21 protein-coding genes are annotated in these 23,602 nt (G+C 67.5%); 5 read left to right on the top strand and 16 right to left on the bottom strand.

What is annotated here, in order from left to right; all coding sequences use genetic code 11:
- Positions 1-31 precede the first annotated feature (31 nt).
- The 3 genes from frc to OK015_RS11125 all read right to left on the bottom strand — a co-directional run bounded on the left by frc (position 32) and on the right by OK015_RS11125 (position 4,253).
- Positions 32-1,288, bottom strand: a complete 1,257-nt coding sequence (gene frc, locus OK015_RS11135) for a formyl-CoA transferase (RefSeq protein ID WP_268131422.1) — start codon at positions 1,286-1,288, stop codon at positions 32-34.
- 80 nt (positions 1,289-1,368) lie between these two features.
- The gene (gene oxc / locus OK015_RS11130; RefSeq protein ID WP_442791292.1) at positions 1,369-3,078 is read right to left on the bottom strand and encodes an oxalyl-CoA decarboxylase; all 1,710 of its coding nucleotides are present in this window, start codon (positions 3,076-3,078) and stop codon (positions 1,369-1,371) included.
- Positions 3,079-3,260: 182 nt separating this feature from the next.
- A complete protein-coding gene (locus OK015_RS11125) occupies positions 3,261-4,253 on the bottom strand; it encodes a LysR family transcriptional regulator (protein ID WP_326498531.1) in 993 nt (330 codons plus the stop codon).
- A 159-nt stretch (positions 4,254-4,412) separates the two neighbouring features.
- On the opposite strand from OK015_RS11125, the gene OK015_RS11120 reads away from it, so the two are divergent.
- The 3 genes from OK015_RS11120 to OK015_RS11110 all read left to right on the top strand — a co-directional run bounded on the left by OK015_RS11120 (position 4,413) and on the right by OK015_RS11110 (position 6,490).
- A complete protein-coding gene (locus OK015_RS11120) occupies positions 4,413-4,913 on the top strand; it encodes a PAS domain S-box protein (protein WP_268131419.1) in 501 nt (166 codons plus the stop codon).
- A gap of 43 nt (positions 4,914-4,956) precedes the next feature.
- The gene (locus OK015_RS11115) at positions 4,957-5,706 is read left to right on the top strand and encodes an enoyl-CoA hydratase (protein ID WP_268131417.1); all 750 of its coding nucleotides are present in this window, start codon (positions 4,957-4,959) and stop codon (positions 5,704-5,706) included.
- A 202-nt stretch (positions 5,707-5,908) separates the two neighbouring features.
- Entirely contained in the window at positions 5,909-6,490 is a 582-nt protein-coding gene (locus OK015_RS11110) for a hypothetical protein (protein WP_268131416.1), read from the top strand.
- Between the two features lie 7 nt (positions 6,491-6,497).
- On the opposite strand, the gene OK015_RS11105 is transcribed toward OK015_RS11110, so the two are convergent.
- The 6 genes from OK015_RS11105 to rimP all read right to left on the bottom strand — a co-directional run bounded on the left by OK015_RS11105 (position 6,498) and on the right by rimP (position 13,048).
- Complete coding sequence (locus OK015_RS11105; RefSeq protein WP_268131415.1) at positions 6,498-7,508, bottom strand: DHH family phosphoesterase; 1,011 nt, start codon at positions 7,506-7,508, stop codon at positions 6,498-6,500.
- A complete protein-coding gene (gene rbfA, locus OK015_RS11100) occupies positions 7,483-7,980 on the bottom strand; it encodes a 30S ribosome-binding factor RbfA (protein ID WP_268131414.1) in 498 nt (165 codons plus the stop codon). Before rbfA ends, OK015_RS11105 begins: the two co-directional genes overlap by 26 nt.
- Before the next feature lie 74 nt (positions 7,981-8,054).
- Positions 8,055-10,895, bottom strand: coding sequence for a translation initiation factor IF-2 (gene infB / locus OK015_RS11095; RefSeq protein ID WP_268131412.1), 2,841 nt, complete (start codon positions 10,893-10,895; stop codon positions 8,055-8,057).
- A 63-nt stretch (positions 10,896-10,958) separates the two neighbouring features.
- A complete protein-coding gene (locus tag OK015_RS11090) occupies positions 10,959-11,282 on the bottom strand; it encodes a YlxR family protein (protein WP_326498546.1) in 324 nt (107 codons plus the stop codon).
- 180 nt (positions 11,283-11,462) lie between these two features.
- Positions 11,463-12,518: a transcription termination factor NusA gene (gene nusA / locus OK015_RS11085; RefSeq protein ID WP_268131409.1), complete on the bottom strand. Its 1,056-nt coding sequence runs from the start codon at positions 12,516-12,518 to the stop codon at positions 11,463-11,465.
- Positions 12,515-13,048: a ribosome maturation factor RimP gene (rimP, locus tag OK015_RS11080; protein ID WP_268131407.1), complete on the bottom strand. Its 534-nt coding sequence runs from the start codon at positions 13,046-13,048 to the stop codon at positions 12,515-12,517. The genes nusA and rimP overlap by 4 nt, the downstream gene beginning before the upstream one ends.
- 210 nt (positions 13,049-13,258) lie before the next feature.
- Here rimP and OK015_RS11075 point away from each other — a divergent pair, with 210 nt between their 5' ends.
- Positions 13,259-13,786 (top strand): hypothetical protein, encoded by a 528-nt coding sequence (locus tag OK015_RS11075; RefSeq protein WP_268131405.1) that lies wholly within the window; start codon positions 13,259-13,261, stop codon positions 13,784-13,786.
- Complete coding sequence (locus OK015_RS11070) at positions 13,783-14,229, top strand: ferritin-like domain-containing protein (RefSeq protein WP_268131404.1); 447 nt, start codon at positions 13,783-13,785, stop codon at positions 14,227-14,229. The genes OK015_RS11075 and OK015_RS11070 overlap by 4 nt, the downstream gene beginning before the upstream one ends.
- Positions 14,230-14,346: 117 nt before the next feature.
- On the opposite strand, the gene OK015_RS11065 is transcribed toward OK015_RS11070, so the two are convergent.
- The 7 genes from OK015_RS11065 to OK015_RS11035 form a co-directional block, all read right to left on the bottom strand.
- Positions 14,347-16,104 carry a proline--tRNA ligase gene (locus OK015_RS11065; RefSeq protein ID WP_268131402.1) on the bottom strand — a complete coding sequence of 586 codons (1,758 nt, stop codon included), beginning with the start codon at positions 16,102-16,104 and terminating at the stop codon, positions 14,347-14,349.
- Positions 16,105-16,166: 62 nt separating this feature from the next.
- Complete coding sequence (locus OK015_RS11060; protein WP_268131400.1) at positions 16,167-17,771, bottom strand: MFS transporter; 1,605 nt, start codon at positions 17,769-17,771, stop codon at positions 16,167-16,169.
- Positions 17,772-17,804: 33 nt separating this feature from the next.
- Entirely contained in the window at positions 17,805-19,010 is a 1,206-nt protein-coding gene (gene cobA, locus OK015_RS11055; protein ID WP_442791236.1) for a uroporphyrinogen-III C-methyltransferase, read from the bottom strand.
- Between the two features lie 227 nt (positions 19,011-19,237).
- The gene (locus OK015_RS11050) at positions 19,238-20,644 is read right to left on the bottom strand and encodes a cobyrinate a,c-diamide synthase (protein WP_268131398.1); all 1,407 of its coding nucleotides are present in this window, start codon (positions 20,642-20,644) and stop codon (positions 19,238-19,240) included.
- Positions 20,641-21,255 carry a cob(I)yrinic acid a,c-diamide adenosyltransferase gene (gene cobO, locus OK015_RS11045; protein ID WP_268131397.1) on the bottom strand — a complete coding sequence of 205 codons (615 nt, stop codon included), beginning with the start codon at positions 21,253-21,255 and terminating at the stop codon, positions 20,641-20,643. Before cobO ends, OK015_RS11050 begins: the two co-directional genes overlap by 4 nt.
- Before the next feature lie 32 nt (positions 21,256-21,287).
- Entirely contained in the window at positions 21,288-23,126 is a 1,839-nt protein-coding gene (locus tag OK015_RS11040; RefSeq protein WP_268131395.1) for a magnesium chelatase subunit D family protein, read from the bottom strand.
- Positions 23,123-23,593: a GNAT family N-acetyltransferase gene (locus OK015_RS11035; RefSeq protein WP_268131393.1), complete on the bottom strand. Its 471-nt coding sequence runs from the start codon at positions 23,591-23,593 to the stop codon at positions 23,123-23,125. Before OK015_RS11035 ends, OK015_RS11040 begins: the two co-directional genes overlap by 4 nt.
- Between the last annotated feature and the right edge of the window lie 9 nt (positions 23,594-23,602).

Below are 23,602 nucleotides of genomic sequence, written 5' to 3'. Positions count from 1 at the left end.
AAGCGCGCAAGCGCGCGGCATGCTTTCTTCTCTAGACGACTATCGCGTTCTGCCGCCATCCGGCAATGGTGTCGGCGTCATACCCCAATTCGGCCAATACCTCGTCGGTGTGCTCGCCGAGCAGCGGCGCACCCTTGATGTCGGGCTTGAAGGACGAGAACTTGATCGGGCTCCCGACCGTCAGGAAAGTGCCGCGCCCCTTCTGCTCCACCTCGACGACGCTGCCGCTCTTGCGCAGATCGGGATCCACGGCGAGCTCTTTCATGGAGAACACCGGTGAACACGGGATCTCCCACTTGCGCAGGATGTCGACGGCCTCGTACTTCGTCTTGTCGGCCAGCCACTTCTCGATCTCCGCGAAGATCTCGAAGATCTTGTCCTGGCGGGCAAGCGCGGTGTTGTAGGCCGAGTCGTCGGCCCATTCCGGCCGCCCGATCGCCTCCGCCGTGCGCGCCCAGTTCTGCTCCTGGATCGTGAAGTAGATGTACGCGTTCGGATCAGTCTCCCAACCCTTGCACTTGAGCACCCAACCCGGCTGGCCACCGCCGCCGGCGTTACCGCCGCGCGGCACCGCGTCACCGAACGTGCCGTTGGGATATTGCGGATACTCCTCCAAGTAGCCGACGCGCTCGAGGCGCTGTTGGTCGCGCAGCTTCACCCGGCACAGATTCAGCACGCAGTCCTGCATCGAGGCGGATACCTTCTGGCCCTTGCCGGTCTTGTCGCGCGCGATCAGTGCGGTCAGGATACCGATCAGCAGGTGCATTCCGGTGTTGGAGTCGCCCAGGGCGGCACCGCTGACCGTCGGCGGACCGTCCCAAAATCCGGTGGTGGACGCGTTGCCGCCGGCGCACTGTGCGACGTTCTCGTAGACCTTGAGGTCGTTCCACGACGAGTCGTCATTGAAACCCTTGACTGAACCGAAGATCAGTCGCGGATTCCAGGATTGCAACTTGTCCCAGGACAAACCCATCCGATCCATCGCGCCTGGCGCAAAATTCTCCACCAACACATCGGCCTGGCGGATCAGCTTTTCCATCACCTCAACGCCTTGCGGTGATTTCGTGTTGATCGCCAGGGAGCGCTTGTTGCTGTTGAGCATGGTGAAGTACAAAGCGTCCGCATCGGGTATGTCGCGCAACTGATTACGCGTCACGTCGCCCCCAGTCGTCCGCTCAACTTTGAGGACGTCCGCGCCAAACCAGGCGAGCATCTGGGTACAGGCTGGACCCGCCTGGACGCCGGTGAAGTCGATGACCTTGATCCCAGACAACGGCAGTTCGGTCATAACAGATTTCCTTTCGTTCTCGTGCTTCGAGTTACCTTCTATCGACGTGTTGCCTGGTAGGCAGGCATGCCAGCGCGCTTTCAGCCCTTGTTGGTTATCCCCTTGGGGTTGAGGTGGGCGATGTTGCCGCTTTCGGTTCCATCGGATGGATCGATCAGGCAATCGATCAGCGCCGGCCGGCCCGACGCCAGTGCCTCGCGCAGCGCCGCGGCGACCTCGTCGGGCGTTTCGGCGCGATAACCCGAACCGCCGAAAGCCTTGATCATGAACTCGTGATGCGCTTCCAACGCCGTCGGGGCCGGGTCGTCAGACGCCGAGCGGTCGTCGCCGCGGTACACGCCGCTGTTGTTGAGGATGACGGTGACGATGGGAAGTTTGTAGCGGCAGATGGTCTCTAATTCCATTCCACTGAACCCGAAAGCACTGTCGCCTTCGATCGCCACCACCGGCTCGCCGGTCTCCACCGCGGCGGCGATCGCATATCCCATCCCGATGCCCATCACGCCCCAGGTCCCGCTGTCGAGGCGCCGGCGCGGCCGGTACATGCCGATCGTGTTGCGCGCCAGATCAAGGGCGTTCGCGCCCTCGTTGACGAGACATACTTGCGAATTGTCCTGCAGAACTTCACGTATCGCCTGCAAAGCACCGAGGAACTTCATCGGGTGCGCGACGCGCGCAGCCGCGAGACGGTCCGCCATCTTCGCGACATTCTGCGCCGCTTTGGCCGAAAGCTCTTCACGCCATTGGGCCGACGTGCTGATCTGGCCCGGCTTCGAGCGCTCCACCAGCGCCTGCATCACCGACCCGATATCTCCGACCAGAGGAGCCGCAATAGGTTGATTGCTATCCATTTCGCTGGCCTCGATGTCTATCTGAATGAACTTGGCGTCGGGGTTCCACTGAGGTGCATCACCATGTCCGAGTAACCAGTTCAACCGCGCACCGACCAGCAGGACGACATCTGCCCGACGCAGCGCCAGTGACCGCGCCGTCGCGGCCGACTGCGGGTGGTCGTCGGGCAGCAGCCCCTTGGCCATCGACATCGGCAAGAATGGTGCCCCGGTGCTTTCGACAAACTCTTTGATCTGCTCATCGGCCTGCGCGTAGGCAGCACCCTTACCCAAGACGACCAGGGGCCGTTTAGCGCCGGCGAGCAATTCGATTGCCTTATCTACCGACTCAAGATCTGGTAACTGCCGCGGCGCTGGATCGACCACCCGCCAGAGCGTCTCGGCGGCGGACCTCGCCTCGACAACCTCGCCCAGCACAGCCGCCGGGATGTCAAGGTAGACCCCGCCGGGGCGCCCGGATGCGGCGGTCCGAATTGCCCGCGCCACACCACGGCCGATGTCCTGGGCGCGAGACACCCGGTAAGCCGCCTTGACGAAGGGCCTAGCAGCGGCCAGCTGATCCATTTCCTCGTAATCACCACGCTGCAGATCAACGAGGTGACGTTCACTGGAGCCCGAAATCTGCACCATAGGAAAGCAATTGGTGGTCGCATTGGCCAGGGCCACGAGTCCATTGAGGAATCCCGGCGCTGACACCGTCAAGCAGATTCCGGGTTTTTGGGTCAGGAAGCCCGCTGCTGCCGCAGCATGCCCCGCGGCGCTTTCGTGACGAAAACCTATGTAGCGGATGCCCGAGGCCTGTGCTGTCCGCGCCAGGTCGGTGATCGGAATGCCGACCAGACCGTAAATGGTGTGCACATCATTGAGCAGAAGCGCATCGACCACCAAGTGAATTCCATCGGTGAGAGCTCCCACGTCCCTTGCGTCGGTATCTTCGATGGTATCCCCGGTCGTCACGAGCACCCTTTCCGGCAGTAGCTGCCTTGATTGAATTTCTTTCCTGCTCTTCACTTTTCCTCACACCTCGGCATTGCGTCCAAGACCTGGTGGTACTCACGAGATAACTAAGAGTTATCAAGGGCCCCAACGGCGTAGGCATCTCGTCGGGCATCGCGACATCATCACGCCACGAAAGCCCCCCTCGCCGATCTGTTCGCTACCACCACGTCCAAATCCGGATCGAACTCACCGCCTGTATCGAGGCCTCCGTAGGTGAAGTCGTCACGGCCAAGCGGTGCTCCCACCGCCACATTCAGAAACGCCCTGGCCGCAGCCGAGCCCGGCGCTGAAGCATGGATGGCGATCGCTATCGGCGCCCGCTGCTCGGGCTCGACCAAGCGCAGTCCCCGCATTGCGCCGGTCGCCGGCAACGCATGAAACCAGGTGTGCGGCACTATGCTCGCCCATGACCCCGTGGCGACGTGGGCGCAGATCGAAGCCATCGAGTCTGTCTCGATCTGGGGCACGACCGCGGCACCGACGTTTGCAAATGCATCGTCGACGAAATGGCGAAACCCGACTTCCGGGGCCAGCAACGCGAGCGGCAGCTGGGCCGCCTCCGACCAGGTGATCGGGCCCGCCGACGGTACGAGCTGCTTACCCGACACCAGCAATACACACTCCTCGTGATAAAGCGGAACCAGCTCTAGGCCGTTGCGTTCCCGCATGTCGAAATGGGCGATCGCGGCATCGAGCTCGAAAGACCGGAGCTGGCGCACCAATTCCGTTGTCGGAAAATGGGAGCAGACCTTCACACGCGCCAGCGGGTGAAGCGAGCAGAAGGCCGCGATCGGGAGCGCCGTCGTCGTCGATACCGTCGGCCCAGTCCCCAGCCGCAGCACTCCCGAAATGCCAGACCGCAAGGCCGCCGCTTCCGCTACCAGCCCATCGTGTACCGCAAGAACTCTTTTGGCCCAGACGACAAGTCGTTCACCCTCCACGGTGAGACCCTCGAAGTTGCGTCCGCGATTGATCAACGTGACGTTGAGTTCGCGCTCCAACTTGGCGATCGATGCCGAGAGCGCGGGCTGGGATACGTAGCAGGCTTCGGCCGCGCGCGCGAAGTGGCGTTCTCTCGAGACCGCAACGAAGTATTCCAATTGACGTAACAGCATCAAGGCCCCTCCTCGCCCGCCAAACGCGCCGGATGCACGGCACGACCGCCTGTTCCTAAACTGTATGCAGTATGCATTATGCAGTAGACTACTCGCCAGTAGGGCGCCATTCACCTCGGGGCTCACTTATCGCCGGCAGCGTCAGAGGAAGGAAGAAAAGTGAACAGCCCAGAGACGAACCCGACGGCACTACACGCTTACCCGGGCGCCGACTTGAGCGACGAATGGATTGCCCAGGCCGTAGTGACCGGGACGCCTGAGGCGATCGTCGTATGTGACGCCGACGGAGTGATCCGGCTGTGGAACCACGGGGCGCAACGCATGTTTGGCTACTCGTCGCCGGAGGCAATCGGGGAAAGCCTGGACATCATCGTCCCGGAGAAGCTGCGGAAACGACACTGGGATGGCTATTACAAAACGATGGCCACCGGCGAGACGCGTTACGGCGACACGCTATTGAGCGTGCCGGCATCGCACCGGGATGGGCACCGGCTATCGATCGAATTCAGTGTTGCCCTCCTGCGGCACGACGACCGCACCGTCGGAATATCGGCGATCATGCGTGAGGTGACCGAGCGCCGGAACCAGGAGCGAGCGCTGCGCGGCCGGCTTGCCGCACTCGAGGCGCGGCTGGCCGAGCTGGAGAGCACCGTCAGCTGAGGCGCCCGAGGGAGGGTCTAGCGCGACCCTCTACGGTGATGCCATGACCGACGACATCCTGCTGATCACCACCGACGAGCGGGTGCGCACCCTGACCCTGAACCGGCCGCAATCGCGCAACGCGCTGTCTTCGGCGCTGCGGGACCGGTTCTTCGGGGCGTTGACCGAGGCCGAAACCGATGACGACGTCGACGTCGTCATCCTCACCGGGACAGATCCGGTGTTTTGCGCCGGACTGGATCTCAAGGAGCTGGGTGATTCGACGGCACTTCCCGACATCTCGCCGCGCTGGCCGTCGATGAACAAGCCGGTGATCGGCGCGATCAACGGAGCCGCGGTCACCGGCGGGCTGGAGCTGGTCCTGTACTGCGACATCGTGATCGCCTCGGAGCAGGCTCGCTTTGCCGACACCCACGCCCGGGTGGGCCTGCTGCCCACCTGGGGCCTCAGCGTGCGGCTGCCCCAGAAAGTGGGCATCGGCCTGGCCCGGCGCATGAGCCTCACCGGGGATTACCTCTCGGCCGCCGACGCGCTGCGGGCCGGGCTGGCCACCGAGGTGGTGCCGCACGATCAGTTGCTGCCCGCCGCCCGCCAGGTGGCCGCGTCCATCGCCGGCAACAACCAGGACGCGGTGCGGGCATTGCTGGCCTCCTACCATCGCATCGATGAGTCGCAGACCAGCGAGGGCCTGTGGCTGGAAGCCACGGCGGCGAGGCAATTTCGGACCACCGGCGACGACATCGCCGCCAATCGCGAAGCGGTGCTGCAACGCGGGCGCGCGCAAGTCCGTTAACGGCGGCCCGCGCAATGATCGCGCCGGCGGAATTAGCCCGCCTCGAGCAATTAGAAATGGCCGACACACGGTCGAGCCCGCGCCGCGATTCCGCTTTATACGCCGTTGACCAGTACCGGGAAACTTTTAATCGCCAGCCGCGCCAATAGACAATACGATCCCAACAACAGCCCGAAACTATTCAGCAGAGCAGGAGGAATCGATGCGCGTTGTCGCCGACCTCACCATGCGGGTGTTCGGCGTCCTGACCCTGGTCATCGCGTCCGCGATCGCCTCCGGGCAGCACGCGGCCGCACAGCCGCCACCGCGATTTCCCAATCTCGACGGATTCACCGCGGTTCCGGCAGAGGGCTATATCACGACATCGCTGCCGGGCAACGCGCCCCGGATTAGTTTCGCGACCCCGAACTCGGTGGTGTGCGACTTTTATGGAGGGCCGGCGCCCGCGCCACAACCGTCCCAGGACATTAAGTGCACCGGCGAAATGCCCGGAATGGACGACATCCCCTTCCCCGGCGGGGGCCGCGTGAAACCGGGCGATTGTGTGGAGGGCTCGGTGAATTTCAAAGGACCCGGCTACGAATTGAGCCGGATGTCCTACGGCGGATGCGGCGGCAGCGCGGCCGCATTGCCGTATGGCGGCAAGGCATTGGCCGCGGGGCAGAAATTGTCCTACCTCAACGTCACCTGCGCGGTGGGTGCCGACAACCTGATCGCCTGTCTGGATACCACCAGCGGCGACCACGGCTTCGTCCTGCAATCCGTCGGAAGCTGGGCGTTCTAGCCCAGCCTCAACCAAGCGCCGTCCGCAGCGAGGCCACCACATCGTCGATCGACCCTGACGTCGAATAGCCGGCGGCCAGCCGGTGACCACCGCCACCGAACACGGACGCGACCGCGGCCAGGTCCACATCCGCCTTGGCCCGCATCGAGACCGACCACTGTTGCGGGTCAACCTCTTTGAACACCGCGGCTACCTCAGCCTGCTGCGTGGTGCGAACGATGTCGACGATGCTCTCGACTTCCTCGGGGCGTGAGCTGGTCCAGTCGTCGTTGTCGACGACTGCGTAGACCAGCCCGCGCCCCTCGACCGCGTCCGGCACCAGCTGCGCCGAGCCGAGCACCCGCGACAGCAGCGGCAGCCACACGAACGGATGGGTGTCCATCAGCGTTCGGCTGATCTTTGCGTTGTCCACACCGATCTCGACCAGCCGGGCCGCCAGCCGGAACGCGCGGGCGCTGGCCCAGCGGAACGACCCGGTGTCGGTGGTCAGCCCGGCGTAGATGCAGTGCGCGACGTCGCGGTCGATCGGCTTGCCCCAGGCGTCGAGAAGTTCGGCCACCAACAGCGTCGTCGAGTCCGCCGTCGGGTCGACGAAGTTCGCGGTGCCGAACATCTCGTTGGAGGCGTGGTGATCGATCACCAGCAGCGGCTGGTCCGGCCGTGCAACGTCGCCGAGCGCGCCGAGCCTCTTGCGGCTCGGAACATCCACCGTCACAAGCAAATCGACGTCGCGGCGCATCGTGTCCGGGCTCACCAACAGGTGACAGCCAGGCAGCGAACGCAGCGACTCCGGCAGCGTCGCCGGCGCCGCGAAACTGACCTCGACTTGTTTGTCGCTTCGATCCAGCACCGCGGCCAGTGCCAATCCCGCGCCGATGGTGTCGGCATCGGGATGGACGTGGCAGATCACCCCGATTGTCGTTGCCGCCGAAAGCAACTCGGCGGCGCCGACCGCGTCCACCCGGGTCCCCGCGATCGAGGAGCGGGCCGGCTCAGTCTTCGGGTCGATGGTCGTCACCGGCGCCCTTCGGATCGAGCCCGTCCGCTGCCCCCACTGCCGCGCCGCCCTCACGGTAGGGATCGGCCTCCCCGGCCGGCTTCGCCCCCACCCGAACCCGCGCCACGTCGGCGTCGGCGGCACGAGCACGCGCCAGCAACTCGTCCATCCGCTGCACGTTGTCCGACGTGGTGTCCCGAATGAACGTCAACGTGGGAGTGAAGCGCACGCCGGTGCCCGCACCGACCTTGGTGCGCAACGTGCCCTTGGCCCGTTCCAGGGCGGCCGCGGCCGCCTCGTAGTCCGGCTCGTCCTCCAGCGTGCGTCCCATCACCGTGTAGAACACCGTCGCGTCGTGCAGGTCGGCGGTCACCTTTGCGTCGACGATGGTCACCCCATCGAGGCCCGGATCCTTGATCTCGAACTCGATCGCCGAGGCAACGATCGTGTTGATCCTTTTGGCCAGCCGGCGCGCCCGTCCGGGGTCAGCCATTCTGATTCACCGCCTTCTCCTCGTCGCTTCGTCCTCCGCAAGCGGGAGGTGCCCCACTGCATCGTCGGCGGTGATCAGGTGCGCTCCTTCTCGACCAGCTCGAAGGACTCGATGACGTCGCCTTCCTTGATGTCGGAATAGCCCAGCGTCATACCGCATTCGAAGCCCTCGCGGACCTCGGTCACGTCGTCCTTCTCGCGTCGCAACGAGGCGATCGAGAGGTTGTCGGTGACCACGATGTTGTCGCGCAGCAACCGGGCCTTGGCGTTGCGGCGCACGATCCCGGAGGTGATCAGGCAGCCGGCGATCACACCGACCTTCGAGGACCGGAACAGCGCACGGATCTCGGCACGGCCCAGCTGGTTTTCCTCGTAGATCGGCTTGAGCATGCCGCGCAGGGCCTTCTCGATCTCGTCGATCGCCTGGTAGATCACCGAGTAGTAGCGGATGTCCACGCCTTCACGGTTGGCCAGCTCCGTCGCCTTGCCCTCGGCGCGGACGTTGAAGCCGATGATCACCGCGTCCGAGGCCGACGCCAGGTTGACGTTGGTCTCGGTGATGCCACCGACGCCGCGGTCGATGACACGCAGTTCCACCTCGTCGTCGATCTGGATTCCCATCAGGGCCTCTTCCAGGGCCTCGACGGTACCGGCGTTGTCGCCCTTGAGGATCAGGTTCAGCTGGCTGGTTTCCTTCAGCGCGGCATCCAGATCGTCCAGGCTGATCCGCTTGCGGGACCGGGCCGCCAGCGCGTTGCGCTTGCGGGCGCTGCGACGGTCGGCGATCTGGCGGGCGATGCGGTCCTCGTCGACGACCAGCAGGTTGTCACCGGCACCGGGCACCGACGTGAACCCGATGACCTGCACCGGCCGCGACGGCAATGCCTCGTGCACGTCCTCGCCGTGCTCGTCGACCATGCGGCGGACCCGGCCGTAGGCGTCGCCCGCGACGATCGAGTCGCCGACCCGCAGCGTGCCACGCTGAATCAGCACGGTGGCCACCGGTCCGCGACCACGGTCCAGGTGTGCTTCGATCGCCACACCCTGGGCTTCCATGTCGGGGTTGGCCCGCAGGTCCAACGCGGCATCGGCGGTCAACAGCACCGCCTCTTCCAGCGCCTCGATGTTGGTGCCCTGCTTGGCGGAGATATCCACGAACATCGTGTCGCCGCCGAAATCCTCTGCCACCAAACCATATTCGGTGAGCTGGCCGCGGATCTTGGCCGGGTCGGCACCTTCCTTGTCGATCTTGTTGACCGCCACCACAATCGGCACGTCGGCCGCCTGCGCGTGGTTGATGGCCTCCACCGTCTGCGGCATCACGCCGTCGTCGGCGGCCACCACCAGGATCGCGATGTCGGTGGCCTTGGCACCGCGGGCACGCATGGCGGTGAACGCCTCGTGACCGGGGGTGTCGATGAAGGTGATCAGCCGCTCGGCGCCCTCGAAGTTGACGCCGACCTGGTAGGCGCCGATGTGCTGGGTGATGCCACCGGCCTCGCCCTCGCGGACGCTGGCGTTTCGGATGGTGTCCAGCAGTCGGGTTTTACCGTGGTCGACGTGACCCATCACGGTCACCACCGGTGGACGCGTCTGCAGGTCTTCCTCGCCGCCCTCGTCCTCGCCGTAGGTCAGGTCGAACGATTCCAGCAGCTCACGGTCCTCGTCCTCGGGACTGACGACCTGCACCACGTAGTTCATCTCGCCGCCCAGCAGCTCGAGCGTCTCGTCGCCGACCGATTGGGTAGCCGTGACCATCTCACCGAGGTTGAACAGCGCCTGTACCAGCGCCGCCGGGTTGGCGTTGATCTTGTCGGCGAAGTCGGAGAGCGATGCGCCCCGGGCCAGCCGGATGGTCTCGCCGTTGCCGTGCGGCAACCGCACGCCACCGACGACCGGGGCCTGCATGTTCTCGTATTCGGCGCGTTTCGCCCGCTTCGACTTGCGGCCACGCCGCGGGGCGCCACCGGGACGGCCGAACGCACCGGCCGCACCGCCGCGCTGGCCGGGACGGCCACCGCCGCCACCCCCGCCACCGCCGGGACGACCGTGGAAACCGCCACCGCCGCCGGGCGCGGCTCCAACGCCGCCTCCGCCGCCGCGGTAGTTACCGCCACCGCCGCCGTCGCGGCCGCCGCCGGGACCACCGGGGCGCCCGCCGCCACCGGGCCGCGGGCCGCCGCCGCTGCCGCCGGGACGTGCCTGACGGAAACCGCCACCGGAGCCACCGCCGGGACGTGGGGGCATGCTGCCCGGCGACGCGCCGCCGCCCGGTCGTGGTGCGCCGGGCCGGGGCGCACCCGGTCGCGGCGCCTGCGGACGCGGGATGGGCCGGTCGACGGGTTGCGCCGACGAAAAGGGGTTGTTGCCGACGCGCGGAGTACGTGCTGCCGGCTTCGGGATCGGACCGGGACGCGGGCCGGGCGTCGCGCCGGGGGGCGCCGCCTGCTGACCCGGTGCCTGTTGACCGGGCGTCGGGGGCTTCGGCTGTCCGGGGGCCGGAGCCGAGGGGGGCGCGGGCGACGGCGCGGGCCGTCTGGGCGCCGGCGTCGGTGCCGCGGGCGCTTCGGTCCCCGAAGCCGTGGAAGCGGCCGGCGCGGGCTTGGCGACGGCAGCTCCGCCGGCCTCAGCGGGCGGGGCGGGTGCGGCGGGCGCCGCACCGTTACCGGAGGGCTTTTGAATCGCCTTGTCCAGGGCCCTGTCGAGCGAACGGTCCGGGCTCTTCGGCGCGCTCTTGCCGCCGGCCGCGGGCTTGTTGCCGCCGAACGACTCGCGCAGCCGGCGCGCAACCGGCGCCTCTACGGTCGACGACGCGGATTTGACGAATTCGCCCTGTTCATTCAGCCGGGCGAGAACTTCCTTACTGGTGACACCGAGTTCCTTAGCCAACTCGTGTACGCGGGCCTTACCTGCCACTACATCTCCTGTCTAAGAGGCGACAGTCGTGGGCCGCGCCTCGGGTTTAGCTATGACGCATGGTCATCGGGACTTCACGGTGTGCTCATGTTCTTCGCTACCTGTTCTGTTGCCGTGCGAGTCGAGCGCCTCTAGGTGCTCGACCAACGCGGATGTGTCCGGCGGACGGTCGATGCGCAGCGCTTTGGTGAGAGCCCGCCGCCGAATCGCTTCGTGTACGCACCGCGGTTCGGGATGCAGCCAAGCACCCCGCCCCGGCAGGCGAGTCGCTGTGTCAACGATCACGGCGTATTCGCCGTTCCCGGTAGACGCAGCCACCACTCGGAGCAATTCGACGGCCAACTCTCGCTTTCGGCAACCGACACACGTCCGCACGGGTCCAACCATGTTGTCCCGGTGACGACGCGCCCCGACCGAAGGCTCGCGCTGGATCACGGCTCAGTCTAGCGTCACGGAACCGATGGTCAGAACCACCCGCGGGTGCGCCGCGACGTGCGTGCTCGATCGCCCGGGTGGCCGCGAAGATTCGGCTTCCCCAAACTCAAACGCACACCGGTGATATCGGGGTCAGTGGTCGTGCGCCATCGGGTGGCTGGCCCCGTGTTCGGGCTGGTCCTCCGAATGCCCGCCCGAACCGGTGGGCGAATCGCCGCGGATGTCGATACGCCACCCGGTGAGCCGGGCGGCCAGTCGCGCGTTCTGCCCCTCCTTGCCGATGGCCAGGGACAACTGGAAGTCGGGCACCACCACGCGGGCGGCGCGGGCGGTCGGGTCGATGACGGACACCGAGACCACCTTCGCGGGCGACAACGCGTTGGCGACGAACCGGGCCGGGTCCTCGTCGTAGTCGATGATGTCGATCTTCTCGCCGGAAAGCTCGCTCATCACGTTGCGGACCCGCTGCCCCATCGGACCGATACAGGCTCCTTTGGCGTTCAGGCCGGACACTCGGGACGCGACCGCGATCTTGGAGCGGTGGCCCGCCTCGCGCGCGACGGCGACGATCTCCACCGACCCGTCCGCGATCTCGGGGACCTCCAGGGAGAACAACTTGCGGACCAGGTTGGGGTGGGTGCGGGACAGCGTGATCAGCGGCTCGCGCGAACCCCGGGTCACGCCGACCACGTAGCAGCGCACGCGGTTGCCGTGCTCGTAGCTCTCGCCGGGGACCTGTTCGGCCGCCGGGATGACACCCTCGGACGCCTTGGTTTCGCTGCCCATCCGCACGACGACCAGACCGCGGGCGTTCGCGCGGCTGTCGCGCTGAATCACGCCCGCGACGATTTCGCCCTCGCGGGTGGAGAACTCGCCGTACGTGCGCTCGTTCTCGGCATCGCGGAAGCGCTGCAGCATCACCTGACGTGCGGTGGTCGCGGCGATACGGCCGAAACCCTCAGGGGTGTCGTCCCATTCGCTGATGACGTTGCCGTCCTCATCCACCTCGCGGGCGATCACCTTCACGACGCCGGTCTTGCGGTCGATCTCGATGCGCGCATCGGTCTGGTGACCCTGGGTGTGCCGGTAGGCGGTCAGCAACGCCGACTTGATCGTCTCGAGCAGCTCATTGACCGAGATTCCCCGGTCCACTTCGATGGCGTGCAACGCGCCCATGTCGATGTTCATGTTCCCGCCTCCGTCTTCCGGGCCTCACCCACACCCGCCAAATCCAGCTCGGTTTGGGATGGCGACGAAAACTCAACCTGGACAACAGCTTTCGCGATTCCAGCGAACGGGATCTCGCGTACCGCCCAGTCGCGGCCGGCGCGGACCACCAGCGCCACCGCGTCGGCACGGGTCTCCCCCACCCGGCCCGTGACGTGCGATCCGTCCGCCAACTCCAGCTCGACCTTGCGGCCGCGCGCGCGGCGGAAGTGCTTCTCGTCGGTCAATGGGCGGTCCACGCCGGGCGAACTCACCTCGAGAACATATTGATCACGGATGCCGTCCAGGCCGTCCAGCAAAGCCGACGCTGACCGTGACAGGGTCGCCACGGTATCCAAGTCGAGCGCGGTGTCGCCGTCGGCAATCACCGTGATCCGGGGCGGGCGCACCCGGGCATCGATGACCACATCTTCGATCTCATAGCCGGCGCGCGCGAACTCACTACCGAGTAGCTCGATCACCTGCGTCTGCGACGGTAGCCCGGTGGTCACGGCGAGCTCCTCATCTTGAGTTGTCCGGTCATCTGGCTGATGTCGCCGCCCATCCATCTTCGGGCGGCTTGCGGCGTCACGGTGGAACGGCTTCGCTTTCCGCGAGAACCGGCTACCAACGATACGCCAGGAAACGCGTATGACGAGGTGATCGCGTAGGTCAAGGTCCTGCCACCATGCCCGGCTCACCCCCAATGGCAGGATGTTGCTGTGTCCAGCGCAGTACCCGTCACCAGCAGGCGGGGTGTGCTCGCCGGGGGTGCCGCGCTTGCTGCGCTCGGGGTGGTCGCATCCGCCTGTGGCGAGTCCCCGCCGAAAGCCCCCGCGGTCGAACAACTGCTGGGGCCGTTAGACCAGGCCAGACACGACAGCGCGCTCGCCGGTGCCGCCGCCGCGGCCATCGGCAATCCGCCGCAGATCGCCGCCGCGCTGTCGGTGGTCGCCAACCAGCGCGCCGCGCACGCCCGCGCGCTGTCCACGGAGATCTCCCGGGTGGCCGGCAAGTTCAGCGCCTCATCGAGCGAAACGACCAGCCCCAGCCCCGCCGCACCGGCGGGGCCACCGCCACCTCCGCCACCGGTGTCCGACGTGATCAATGCGTTGCGCGCGTCGGCCGACAACGCCGCACGCCTGGTGAGCTCCGAGTCGGGCTATCGGGCGGGGCTGCTCGCGTCGATCGCCGCGTCGTGCACGGCGTCGTACACGGTCGCCTTGGTACCCGGGGGTCCGTCGATATGACCTCCGGCAAAGAGGCCGACAACGCGGCACTGTGCGATGCGCTGGCCGTCGAGCACTCGACCATCTACGGGTACGGCATCGTGTCCGCGCTGTCGCCGCCCAGCGTCAACGACGTGGTCCTGCAGGCACTGCTGCAACACCGCCAGCGTCGCGACGACGTGATCGCCATGCTGGCCGCCCGCAAGGTCACCGCACCGCCCGCCGCCGCCGGGTATCAGTTGCCCCTGCTGGTGGGCAGTCCGGCCGACGCGGCTCGGCTGGCGGTGCGGATGGAGAACGACGGCGCGACGGCGTGGCGAGCGGTCGTCGAACACGCCGAGACCGCCGAGGACCGGGCGTTCGCCGCGACGGCCCTCACGCAGAGCGCGGTCATGGGCGCGCGATGGAACCGCATCCTGGGCGCCTGGCCGATCACGTCCAGCTTTCCGGGCGGCAACGAGTAGCCGCGTGGCGATCGCCAGCGCGGCACAGCCGGGCGCAGCGGGTCGCCACCATCGGAGTGTGGCGATCGCCAGCGCGGCGCAGCCGGGCGCAGCGGGTCGCCACCATCGGCGCGCCGGTTAGCCGGTCAGCGCCGCCACGATGTCGGTGGCCAGCGAGACTCCGGTCGCCAGCTCGCGCGTCTGTCCGCCGAAGCGGTCGCGCAGCTCCACCACGCCATCGGCCCAGCCGCGACCGACCACGACGATCCACGGCATCCCCAGCAGCTCGGCGTCTTTGAACTTGACGCCGGGCGAGACCTGGCGGTCGTCCAGCAGCACCTGCAGCCCCAACCGATCCAGGTCGGCGGCCAGCGCGGTGGCTCCGTCGCGCGCCCCGGGGTCTTTGTTGGCGATCACCAGGTGTACGTCGTAGGGCGCGATCGACGCCGGCCAGCGCAGGCCCAGCTCGTCGTGCTGCTGCTCGGCGACGACGGCGACCAGCCGGGTCACCCCGATGCCGTAAGAGCCCATCGTCAGTCGCACCGGCTTGCCGTCCTCGCCGAGCACGTCGACGGTGAAGGCATCGGTGTACTTGCGGCCCAGCTGGAAGATGTGCCCGATCTCGATGCCGCGCGCCATGATCAGCGGTCCGGCCCCGTCCGGAGACGGATCGCCCTCGCGCACCTCGGCGGCCTCGATGGTGCCGTCGGCGGTGAAGTCGCGGCCGGCCACCAGTCCGACGACGTGTCGACCTTGCTCGTCGGCGCCGGTGATCCAGCTGGTGCCGTCCACCACGCGGGGGTCGACCAGGTAGCGAACATCGTTGTCCCGCAATGCTTTCGGGCCGATATAACCCTTCACCAGGAAGGGGTATTTGGCGAAGTCGGCATCGCCCAGCAATGCGTACTCGGCCGGCTCCAGCGCGGCGCCCAGCCGTTTGTCGTCGACCTCGCGGTCGCCGGGCACCCCGATCGCGAGCAATTCCCACTCGCCGCCGGGCTGGCGGACCTTGACCAGAACGTTCTTCAACGTGTCGGCCGCGGTGACCGCGCGGCCGAGACCGGGTCCGTCGGCCTCGTTGGCCCAGGCCACCAGGCTGGCGATGGTGGGTGTATCGCCGGTGTCGTGCACCACCGCGTCGGGCAGCCCGTCGATCGGCAGCGCCTCGGGGCGGGCGGTCAGCACCGCCTCGACGTTGGCCGCATACCCCGACTCTGCGCAGCGAACGAAGGTGTCCTCCCCGATCGGGCTCTCGGCCAGGAACTCCTCGGAGGCGCTGCCGCCCATCGCGCCCGACACGGCGGACACGATGACGTAGCGCACCTGGAGGCGATCGAAGATGCGCTGGTAGGCCTCGCGGTGCGCGTGGTAGGCCGCCTTGAGGCCGGCGGCGTCGATATCGAAGGAATAGGAGTCCTTCATGACGAACTCCCGGGCCCGCAGGATGCCGGCGCGCGGACGGGCCTCGTCGCGGTATTTGATCTGGATTTGGTAGAGCGTGAGCGGAAAGTCCTTGTAGGAGCTGTACTCGCCCTTGACGGCCAGGGTGAAAAACTCTTCGTGCGTGGGAGCGAGCATGTAGTCGTTGCCGCGGCGATCCTGCACCCGGAACACGCCGTCGCCGTATTCGGTCCACCTGTTCGTCGTGTCGTACGGCGCACGCGGCAGCAGCCCGGGGAACAGGATCTCCTGCCCGCCGATCGCGTTCATCTCCTCGCGGATCACGCGTTCGATGTTGCGCAGCACCCGCAGTCCCAGCGGCAGCCAGCTGTAAAGGCCGGGGCCGACGGGCCGGACGTATCCCGCACGAATCAGCAGCTTGTGGCTGGCCACTTCGGCGTCGGCGGGGTCGTCGCGCAGCGTGCGCAGGAACAGCTCGGACATCCGGGTGATCACAGCGGACCAGCCTAGTGTGCGGGTGGTTTGACGATTACGGGGAGAGCGACGGGACCGGGAGCTTAGATCTCGCCGGCGTCGATGGCTTCCTTGACCTCTTGCGCGTGCGCGACCTGCTCCGGGGTGTACCCGATGAACAGGGCGGCAGCACCGACGATGACGGCCGTCCCGGCCACCCACAGCAGGCCGTAGGTGTAGCCGTGGTCGAGCGCCTGCAATTGAGCGTCGTTCATGACCTTCACCGGGCCGGTGGTACCGCCCAGGTACAGCGTGCGCGAGGTGATCACAGCCTGGATGACGGCCAGCACCAGCGGGCCGCCCAGGCTCTGCAGCATCAGCGTCATCGCCGACACCGGACCGATCTGGTCGAAACCGACGCCCGCGATCGCCGCCAGCGTCAACGGCACCACGACCATGCCGATGCCGATCCCACCGACGACGATCGGCAGCACCAGGTTCGGGAAGTACGGCACACCGCGGTGCATGAACGCCGAGCCGTAGATCATGGCGAGCAGCAGCAGCCATCCGCCACCGATGGTCAGGACCCGCGGTGAGAACCGCGACACCAGCTGCGAGGAGATGCCGAGGCCGATTCCCATCGCGATGACGAACGGGATGAACCCGACGCCCGCGCGCAGCGCGCTGTAACCCAGGATGTCCTGGACATACAGGCCGATGCAGACGGTGAGGCTGAACATCACGCCGCCGGCCAGCAGGATCGCCGCGAACGTGACCAGCCGGTTGCGGTCGCGGAACAACTCGAACGGTACGACGGGGTTTTCGGCGGTGCGCTCCACGATGGCGAACGCGATCGCGGCGGCCACCGCCACCACACCCGAACCGATCGTGATCGACGAGATCCAGCCCCTTTCCGGGCCCATCGAGAAGGCGAAGACCGCGGCGGTGCACGCCAATGTGGCCAGCATGGCCCCGGTGGCGTCGAGCTTCATCCGCTCTCTGTTGGTCTCCCGCAGCGCGGTGCGGGCCAGGTAGATCATCACCAGCCCGATCGGCACGTTGACTAGGAACGCGAGCCGCCACGACCATTCGGTCAGGGCCCCGCCGACCACCAGGCCCATCACCGAGCCGATCGCGGTCATCGCGGCGAAGACGGCCGTGGCCGCGTTGCGCGCCGGCCCCTTCGCGAAGGTCGTGGCTACCAGTGCGAGGCCGGTCGGCGACGCGATGGCCGATCCGACCCCCTGCAGCAGCCGGGCAATGACCAAGGTCGCCTCGTCCCAGGCCACCGAGCAGAGCACCGAGGAGATGGTGAACAGCGTGACGCCGACGATGAAGGTGCGTTTGCGGCCGATGGTGTCGCCGAGGCGGCCACCCAGCAGCATCAGCCCGCCGAAGGTGAGCACATATGCGGTGATCACCCAGCTACGGCCGGCGTCGGACAGGCTGAGCTCGTTTTGAATCTTAGGAAGCGCGACGATCGCGACAGTGCTGTCCATGGTTGCCAACAGCTGCATACCGCCGATGGCGATAACGGCGGCGATGAAGCGCCGAGAGGGCAACCAGGCCGGGTAATACCTGCTAGTACGGGTGGCGGCGGTCCCGGAAGAGGTTTCGGACGGGCGCGCGCAGCGCTCCGGTGCCGGACGATCGGGGCGTACAGCGGACCAATTTTGGGCCGCACGCTCTGTGTCGTTGAGGGCCGTCATAACGGGTTACCTTACAGTAATCTTAAGAATCGTTTAAACCCCGAATGCGGCCACCGGCCCGATCACGATGATCGCGGGAGGTCTGATCCCTTCCGCGCGAACCATCTGCGGCGTGTCGACAAGAGCGGCCCGCAACGTGTGTTGAGCCGGCGTTGTGCCGTGCTGCACCACCAATACCGGTGTATCCGCTGGTCGGCCGCCCTTCAGCAGCACGTCGACGAAAAGTTCGATGCGCTCGACGGCCATCAGCAAAACGATGGTGCCCGTCATTGCGGCCAGTGCATTCCAATTCACTAACGATTCGGGATGCCCGGGCGCCAGATGGCCGCTGACCACCACGAACTCGTGATTTATCGCCCGATGGGTGACCGGAACACCCGCCAGCGCGGGCACGGCTATGGCGCTCGTCACACCGGGGACGACCGTCACCGGGATGCCGGCGTCGGCGCACGCGAGGACTTCTTCGTAACCACGGGCGAACACAAAGGGATCGCCGCCTTTGAGCCGGACCACGAAGTTCCCGGCGCGGGCCCGTTCGATCATGACGTCGTTGATCGCGTCCTGGGCCATGGCCCGCCCGTACGGGATCTTGGCGGCATCGATGACGTCGACGTGCGGGGGCAGCTCGGCGAGCAGCTCGGGCGGGGCCAGGCGGTCGGCGACGACGACGTCGGCCTGGGCGAGCAGCCGGCGACCGCGGACGGTGATCAGCTCGGGGTCGCCGGGGCCACCTCCGACCAGCGCCACCCCGCCGCGCACGACGTCGGAACTCTCCGAGCTTTCCGGGGTGATCAGGCCTTGCTGTAACGCCTCGCGAATGGCCGACCGGATCGCTGCCGACCTGCGGTGCTCGCCACCGGCCAGCACCCCCACCGACAGTCCCGAGTAGCTGAACGACGCCGGGGTCACCGCGGTGCCCTCGAGAGCGATGTCGGCGCGCACACAGAAAATTCGACGGCTGTCGGCCTCGGCGACGACCGACGCGTTCACCTGCGCATCGTCGGTGGCGGCGATCGCATACCAGGCGCCGTCGAGGTCACCGTCGCGGTACTCCCGCACCGACAAGGTGATGCCGCTCATCGCCTCGACCGCGGGGGTGGCGGTCCGGGTGATCACGTGAACGTCGGCGCCGCTGGCGATAAGCAGGGGCAGCCGACGTTGCGCGACCGTGCCTCCGCCGACCACGACGACCTTCTTGCCGGCCAGCCGCAATCCGACCAGGTAGGGGCTCTCGGTCACCCGGCAAGCTTAGTGAAGGGGATCGGCGTTGCGGTCAAGGCCGGTGCGGCGTTGCGGTCAAGGCCGGTGCGGCGTTGCGGTCACGGCGGGCGCGGCGTTGCGGTCACGGCAGGCGCGCGGTGGCGCGTGCGCCTCCTGTCAGCCCTGCATCGCCGCGAGCGTAACGCCACTGCGATTTTCCGTGCTCAATTGTCGCCGCGCCGTTACGCTCGCGAGAAGGCGTGGCGTTAGGTTCGCGAGCCCGCGGCTCGCGAACCCGCGGCGCGTGCGACGAAACGCAGCACCGCGTCCGGCACCGCGGCGGCGTGGGTATGCAGATACGACGCGTGTACGCCGGCGTGCACGACACCGTCGCGCATCGGCGCGCCGCCGTGGTCCGCGTCGGCTGCCCGGTAGACCCAGGCGGGCTGGTAGCTCCCGGTGAAGGTGATCACGGTCCGGTGGAATTCGTGGCCGACCACCCGCGCCCCGGCGGCATACAACGCCGAATCGGCCACCGCGACGGCGTCGCGATACGCCAGCTTCAGATGCGGGGTGAACCGTGCCGATCCGGCCAGCACCCCGCACATCGGGTAGCCGTCGAGCTCGGCGGCCAGGTAGATCAGACCGGCGCATTCCGCGTGCACCGGAGCGCCGGCCGCGGCCAGCTCCTTGATCTGTTGTCGCACCACGTCATTGGCGGACAGCTCGGCGGTGAACTGTTCGGGAAAGCCGCCGGGCAGCAGCACGGCGTCAGTGTGGTCGGGCAACGTCTCGGACAGCGGGTCGAAGTCGACCACGTCGGCGCCGGCGGCCCGCAGCAGCTCGGCGTGTTCGGCGTAGCCGAAGCTGAAGGCCTTCCCGGCGGCCATCGCCACCGTGGCGCGGTGCCGGCCCGCGGTCTCCCCCACCGCGGCCATCGGATCCCACGGTGCACCGCCGATACTGCTTCGGGCGACCGCCATCACCGCCGCCAGGTCGACGTGCCGCGCGATCAGCCCGGTCATCGCCTCGACCGCCCGCCGGGCCCGGCGGCCATATTCAACCGCGGTAACCAGACCCAAATACCTTGACGGCAGCTCCAATTCGGCGGTGCGCGGAATGGCGCCCAAGACCGGGACACCGGTGTGCTCGCAGGCCTGCCGCAGCACCTGCTCGTGGCGGGCGGATCCCACCCGGTTGAGAATCACGCCGGCGATCCGGGTTGCGGTATCGAAGGTGGAAAAGCCGTGCAGCAGTGCGGCAATGCTGTGGCTTTGGCCGCGCGCATCGACGACCAGGATCACCGGGGCGCCCACCAACCCGGCGACGTGGGCGGTGGAGCCCGGCGGCGGGGACGGCACCGGATTCCCACGGGGCCCGATCCGCCCGTCGAACAACCCCATCACGCCCTCGATCACCGCGACGTCCGCGCCGGCGGCGCCGTGCGCGTAGAGCGGACCGATCAGTTGTTCGCCCACCATGACCGGATCGAGGTTGCGGCCGGGCCGGCCCGCGGCCAGCCCATGGTAGCCAGGGTCGATGAAGTCCGGGCCCACCTTGAACGGCGCGACCGTATGCCCTGCATCGCGCAGGGCGCCGATCAAACCCGTTGCGACCGTGGTCTTTCCGCTGCCCGACGCGGGCGCGGCGACGACGACCGCGGCAGCATTCACCACTCGATGCCCTTTTGGCCCTTGCGCCCCGCGTCCATCGGGTGCTTGACCTTGGCCATCTCGGTGACCAGGTCCGCTGCCTCGACCAACTTCGGCGGCGCGGCGCGGCCGGTAATCACCACATGCTGATGGCCGGGCCGGTTCCGCAGCGCGTCCACCACCTCGTCGACGTCCACCCAGCCCCACTTCAGCGGATAGGTGAACTCGTCGAGCACGTAGAAGTCGTGGCGATGCTCGGCCAGCCGGCGCGCGATCTCGGCCCAGCCGTCGGAGGCCGCCGCCGCATGGTCGTCCGCACTGCCGGGTTTACGCGACCAAGACCAGCCGGCGCCCATCTTGTGCCATTCGACCGCTCCCCCGACACCGTGCTCGTCGTGCAGTTGGCCGAGCTGGCGAAAGACGGCCTCCTCGCCCACCTTCCACTTCGCGCTCTTGACGAATTGGAAGACCGCGACGTCGAGCCCGACATTCCACGCGCGCAACGCCATTCCGAACGCCGCCGTCGACTTTCCCTTACCGTCTCCGGTGTGCACCGCCAGCACCGGCAGATTCCGCCGGTCCCTCGTCGTCAGTCCGTCGTCGGGGACCTGCACCGGGGTTCCCTGTGGCATGAGGGCACACCTCCTTTGTTGCGGGCCGCCGCCTAGGCCGCGCTGCGCACGGCCCGGGTCAGCTGATCGGCGTGCAAATGCTCCAGCCGAACGGTCGGTGCACCGAGTTGGCGGGCCAGCTGCCCGGCCAATCCCAGTCGCACATGGGATGTTTCGCAGTCCACCACCACCGCCGCCGCGCCTTCGGCGACCAGGCGGGACGCCGCGATCCGACTGCGGCCCAACGGGTCGCGACCCGCGGTGGCCCGGCCGTCGGTGAGTACCACAACCAAGGGACGCCGCGCCCGGTCGCGCGCGCGTTCCCGGACGATCAGCTCCCGCGCGGCCAGCAGACCCTCGGCCAGCGGCGTCTTCCCGCCCGTATCGAATCGGGCCAGCCGTCGGCCGGCGATGTGCGCCGACGACGTCGGCGGGAGCAAGAGTCGCGCCTGCTGCTGCCGGAAGGTGATCACCGCGACCTTGTCACGCCGCTGATAGGCGTCGCGCAACAGCGACAGAGTGGCACCGCTGACCGCGGCCATCCGGTCCCGGGCGGCCATCGACCCGGACGCGTCGACGACGAAGATCACCAGGTTGCCTTCGCGTCCCTCGCGGACCGCGCGGCGGACGTCGTCGGGACGCGGGCGCAGCGCCCCGGCCCCGGCGCGCTCGGCGGCCGACAGCAGCGTGGCGAACAGGTGCAGTCCGTGCGCGCCGGCGTCATCGGAGTCGGCGGCGGCCACCACGCTTCCGGATCGGTTGCGGGCCCGCGACCGCCGGCCGGGCGCGCCCTCCCCGACACCGGGAACCGTCAGCGCGCGGGCACGAAAGGTTTTCGACGGTGGGGCGCTGGGCCGTGTCTTGGGCGGCTGCGGCGCTACATTAGAGCTCGAATCATGTTTCGAATCAGTACTATTGGCGGACTGACCGCCACCGGGTGGGTCCGGGTCAGGTTCTAAATCATTACCGGCCCACGCCAGGGCCTCGTCCAGCTGGTCGCGGTCGATACCAGGATCGTCGAACGGGTCGCGGCGGCGCCGATGCGGTAGCGCCAGTTCTGCCGCCACCCGGATGTCCTGCTCCTCGACACTTGCGGCACCCCGCCAGGCGGCGTGGGCGACGGCGGTGCGGGCCACCACCAGATCGGCCCGCATCCCGTCGACGTCGAACGCCGCGCACACCGCCGCGATACGCCGTAATTCGTTGTCCGGCAACACCACATCGTCGACCCGCGTGCGGGCCACGGCAATCCGCTGGGCCAACTCGGCTTCGTCGGCCGCATATCGCACGGCGAATGCGTCCGGGTCGGCCTCGTAGGCCATCCGCTGCCGGATGACCTCCACTCGAACGTCGACGTCACGCGACGCATGCACGTCGACCGTGAGACCGAACCGGTCGAGCAGCTGCGGGCGCAGCTCACCCTCCTCCGGATTCATCGTGCCGATCAGCACGAACCGGGCCTCATGCGTGTGCGAGATGCCGTCGCGTTCGATGTGCACCCGCCCCATCGCGGCGGCGTCGAGCAGCACGTCGACCAGGTGGTCGTGCAGCAGGTTGACCTCGTCGACGTACAGCACGCCACCGTGGGCACGCGCGAGCAATCCCGGTGAGAACGCATGCTCACCGTCGCGCAGCACCCGCTGCAGATCCAGCGACCCGATCACCCGGTCTTCGGTTGCACCCAAAGGCATTTCGACCAGGCCCGCTGCGGCACCGTTACCCCCGGTCGCCGCCGACAGCAGCGCGGCAAGGCCCCGGACGGCCGTCGATTTGGCGGTGCCCTTCTCGCCGCGGATCAGCGCGCCACCGATTTCCGGGCGCACCGCACACAACAGCAGCGCCAGCCGCAACTGATCGTGGCCGACGATCGCGCTGAACGGGTAAGGCTTCACGGCTTGGCCGCCAGCCCGGAGCCGGGCCGCAGCATCGGGACGTGCGGAACGCCGTCGTCGAGGAAATCGTCGCCGTCGCGGACAAAACCGTGTTGCGCGTACATGTCAGCCAGATAGGTCTGTGCGTTGATCCGGCACGGATAGTTGCCGACCTCGGCCAGTGCCGCGCGCAGCAGCCGGGTGGTGTGGCCCTGTCCGCGCGCGCTGCGTTTGGTGCACAGCCGCCCGATCCGGAAAGCTTTCTCGCCTCCGGCGTGCTCCTCCATCAGCCGCAGCGTGCAGATCACCTCGCCGTCATGCGTTTCCAGCCAGAAGTGCCGCGTCTCGGCGAGCAAGTCGCGCCCGTCCAGCTCCGGGTACGGGATGGCCTGCTCGACGACGAACACCTCTACCCGAAGCTTGAGTAGCTCGTAAAGTGTTTGCGCGTCAAGGTCTTTGGCCCAGATGCGGCGTAGCGCTTCAGTCATTTGCGCCGG

Origin of the sequence: Mycobacterium sp. Aquia_216 (assembly GCF_026723865.1) — a bacterium.
Classification (GTDB): Bacteria; Actinomycetota; Actinomycetes; order Mycobacteriales; family Mycobacteriaceae; genus Mycobacterium.
The sequence above is the reverse complement of the archived record's forward strand: the minus strand, read 5'-3'. Positions and strand labels throughout refer to the sequence as shown.

Excerpts from the sequence above, each read along its gene's own strand:
- frc (WP_268131422.1), bottom strand. The coding sequence starts at position 1,288 with ATGACCGAACTGCCGTTGTCTGGGATCAAGGTCATCGACTTCACCGGC.
- OK015_RS11125 (WP_326498531.1), bottom strand. The coding sequence starts at position 4,253 with ATGCTGTTACGTCAATTGGAATACTTCGTTGCGGTCTCGAGAGAACGC.
- OK015_RS11115 (WP_268131417.1), top strand. The coding sequence starts at position 4,957 with ATGACCGACGACATCCTGCTGATCACCACCGACGAGCGGGTGCGCACC.
- OK015_RS11110 (WP_268131416.1), top strand. The coding sequence starts at position 5,909 with ATGCGCGTTGTCGCCGACCTCACCATGCGGGTGTTCGGCGTCCTGACC.
- rbfA (WP_268131414.1), bottom strand. The coding sequence starts at position 7,980 with ATGGCTGACCCCGGACGGGCGCGCCGGCTGGCCAAAAGGATCAACACG.
- OK015_RS11090 (WP_326498546.1), bottom strand. The coding sequence starts at position 11,282 with ATGGTTGGACCCGTGCGGACGTGTGTCGGTTGCCGAAAGCGAGAGTTG.
- nusA (WP_268131409.1), bottom strand. The coding sequence starts at position 12,518 with ATGAACATCGACATGGGCGCGTTGCACGCCATCGAAGTGGACCGGGGA.
- OK015_RS11070 (WP_268131404.1), top strand. The coding sequence starts at position 13,783 with ATGACCTCCGGCAAAGAGGCCGACAACGCGGCACTGTGCGATGCGCTG.
- OK015_RS11060 (WP_268131400.1), bottom strand. The coding sequence starts at position 17,771 with ATGACGGCCCTCAACGACACAGAGCGTGCGGCCCAAAATTGGTCCGCT.
- cobO (WP_268131397.1), bottom strand. The coding sequence starts at position 21,255 with ATGCCACAGGGAACCCCGGTGCAGGTCCCCGACGACGGACTGACGACG.
- OK015_RS11035 (WP_268131393.1), bottom strand. The coding sequence starts at position 23,593 with ATGACTGAAGCGCTACGCCGCATCTGGGCCAAAGACCTTGACGCGCAA.